Source organism: Alkalibaculum bacchi (assembly GCF_937875145.1).
Classification (GTDB): domain Bacteria; phylum Bacillota; class Clostridia; order Eubacteriales; family Alkalibacteraceae; genus Alkalibaculum; species Alkalibaculum bacchi_A.
Window position 1 is genome coordinate 1 of the sequence record NZ_CALNCS010000046.1, and the last position, 3154, is coordinate 3154.

The 3154-nt window shown below is 36.8% G+C and carries 2 protein-coding genes and 1 pseudogene; all 3 read right to left on the reverse strand.

Translation table 11 applies throughout. The annotated features are described in order from the left end of the window. Positions 1-797: 797 nt before the first annotated feature. Complete coding sequence (locus Q7P22_RS02915) at positions 798-1223, reverse strand: hypothetical protein (protein ID WP_303860419.1); 426 nt, start codon at positions 1221-1223, stop codon at positions 798-800. Between the two features lie 330 nt (positions 1224-1553). Beyond that, positions 1554-2798: a LysM peptidoglycan-binding domain-containing protein gene (locus tag Q7P22_RS02920; RefSeq protein ID WP_303860422.1), complete on the reverse strand. Its 1245-nt coding sequence runs from the start codon at positions 2796-2798 to the stop codon at positions 1554-1556. A gap of 18 nt (positions 2799-2816) precedes the next feature. Further along, a pseudogene (locus tag Q7P22_RS14905) lies at positions 2817-3005 on the reverse strand (LysM domain-containing protein); the annotation flags it as partial. Positions 3006-3154 lie beyond the last annotated feature (149 nt).

The following is a 3154-nucleotide window of genomic DNA, read 5'->3' on the forward strand; positions in this document are numbered from 1 at the left end:
GTTTAACGAACAATCAATTAGTGGTGAGTTTATATGGATATGGAGAGTACTTAAGTGGCTGGAACAGCGTTAAGGAATTTAGGCAGCACATCCTTATACCTAGGGTCTTGGGGCTCACGGGGGACCGGTAATTTTGAGTCACAAGGAAAAAGGTAAAATCATCTAAATAGACTGGAATTAGTCCAGCCTTTTTAAAAATGGAAGATTTACTTTCATACTAGACATTATCACTCATGAGCCATAATCGGGGGCTGAAGTTGGGAAACTATTTTCATAGAAGGTGACGGTTTCAGCTATTTTGATTGTATCTTCTTGTGAGAAAAACTTTGCGTCTAATCTTAAAGTATAAAGCCACCCTGAACCATCTTTTACAAAATTGACATAGTGATGCTTCACATCACTAGTATATTGCGTCGTGCAAACGGGCGACCGAAGGTACGCCCCTACGTATAGGTATTTAGTAGGGGAGGTCTTTGACCTCCCGCCATAAACAATATTTATAAAGTACGCACCTGTAGTATATTGCGCCGTGCAAATGGGCGACCAAAGGTGCGCCCCTACCTATATTGATATCCAGGTTGTAGGGGAGGTCTTTGACCTCCCGTAGGGAGTGGTTTATTTTGAGCCTAGCGCATCAAAATAAAAGAAGATTATTTAATTCTACCTAGTTTATTTCTAAAATAAATACAAAAATCCTGCATTTTAATAAAATGCAGGATTTATAGTGATTAAGTGAATGGCCAACTTGCCTTTTTATTCATAATTGTTTTGAAGGAGAAGACAGAATTAATATGTGACTATCGATTAAATTGGTTGCCGTTGCCCATTCTATTTCTCATACCATTGCCACGACCTAATCCTCGGCCATTTGAGTTATTTGGTCCTATTCCATCGCAATTGTCGCTGTTTTGCTTCATCTGAATATAGTATTCATCTGCTTCTTCTTGAGTAAGACTTCCATCTGCTACTCTTTGGGTTAATAGCTCTTTTTTACTTTCAAGCATTTCTTCTTTGAATTCATCGAGGACACCTTTTTCAGCAGCAATTTCTCCAAAAGTCTTATCAACCTTTTGTTCGTATAGCTCATCAACTGAAATACCTGTAATTTGTGATAGTTTATCTGCTGGTGAGAATGTGTTTCCAGCAAAAGCTACTCCTAAGCTAGAAGCAAAAACTACTGTAGCAGCTCCGATAGTTAAAAGAATCTTTTTTGATTTTTTCATCTTTTTCTCCTTTAATTTAAATTTTAGAGAGCATCTCTCTTTCTATATTTAAATTATACCCATAAAATATGTCAGAAATATGGCTTAAGATAATTCTTTTTTAGGCTATGGAGATAAAGTAATAGAAGTAGAAGTCACCCCTCTCAAACACCTATAATCTTAAGTGACCCACAGGGGACGTGAAATGTTGAGTCAAGTTTTGAAGTCTCCCTCCTCTTTTTATCCTGATTGGCAAATAATTTATTTTAAAGACATTAAAAAGTTGCATTTCAAATGGACATTAAAGGAATGGGGTTAAAGGAACCTCTCTCTATGAGAGACCTTTGGATGTCAGTTGTTGTATGTTGGGTCATAAAACAGAAAACCACTGAAAATATTTGTAGGTACTGGTTTTGCCATATCTATGCTCCATACTTCAACTGGAGGGTGATCTTCTCTACATCCTGAAAGATATGCAATTCTTTGGCTGTTAGGAGACCAAGTTACTGGAGTTGCGTAGCAGGTAGAGACTGCTAAAGTTTTAATATTTGTGCCATAAATATTAGAGATTTGTATCAAGGAATAGTACTTTCCATTTTTAAAGAAGGTAGAGCTGTACGCTATTTTTGTGGAATCAGGTGACCACGTTGGGTAGAAGTTCTTCGCTTCAGGGCCGCTGGCGATTTTATATACTACATTTGATAATAGTTCTAGTACGTATATTTCCGAAATACTTGCTCCTAGCGATGTGTATAACACGTACTTTCCATCAGGCGACAATCTTACTTCGTTGAATGGGCCATTTACTCTATTAGTCAACAGGGTTTCACCACTGCCATCTATATTGCTTTTGTAGATTTGGCTGAGTTTGTTACTGTCTTTTGCCTCATATAAAAGTTCCTTTTGATTTGGAAACCATTGAACATAAGAAGCTTCTCGTCGATTGATATCCCAATGAGTATAGTTTATGACATTGTATATGCGAATTACTTTACCAGTGGAGTAAACCAATGAACTGCTATCCGGAGACCAATCTATAAATGCAGGTAAGGGTATCTGGTCTATCTTTGATATTCTATCTGTGGTGAGATCTACAATCGAAATAATTCCAGCTTCATCAATAAAGGCAATTCTGTTATTATTAGGAGACCAGAATATCCTCGATGACCTTCCAGCATTATTCATAGTCAAATATACTTCGTCTCCTGAGCCAGGCTCATATAATACAATGAAATCATTAAATCCATCATTTAGCAGTATTGCAATTTGCCCTGCACCGCTTGGAAGCCCATAGGGTATCTGTAGATTCATGCCAGGAATAATATTAGGTGTCAGACCGGGATTGGCTTTTAATATCAAGTCAGGTTGTGGTCGTCCATTTAAGTTTACATTGTATTTTTTAGCGATATTGTACAGTGTATCACCTTGTTTAACCGTATAGTAGGGTACTCCTACTGGAACATTTAGTACCATGCCTGGTGAAATAATATAAGGCTCATCAATGGCATTAGAAATAATTAACGTACGTAAAGGGATTCTGTATTTTGTAGCAATAGTGAAGAGGCTATCACCTGATTGAACTACATATGTAGTCACACCTGGAGGCATAGATAGTTGTTGGCCAGGATAGATTAAATAGGGAGCTGATAAATTGTTGGCTACTATGAGAGAAGTAAGGGGGATACTCTAGCGAGCCGCGATACTGCTTAATGTATCTCCTGTTTGAACAGTATAAAATTCTTGCATAGTCTTCCTCCTTATTAGATTTAATATATTGTATGATCTAATTAGAATTTGTATCATTATCTATGGAAAATGTAATAAAGATTTACGACTCAGAGCGTACAAATGACAGTACATATTATTTGTATTTGTAGGATAAGACACATAATGCTTGACACGGCTATCGCATGAAAAAATAAACAAATAATTATCTTTTACTACTGTGTTGG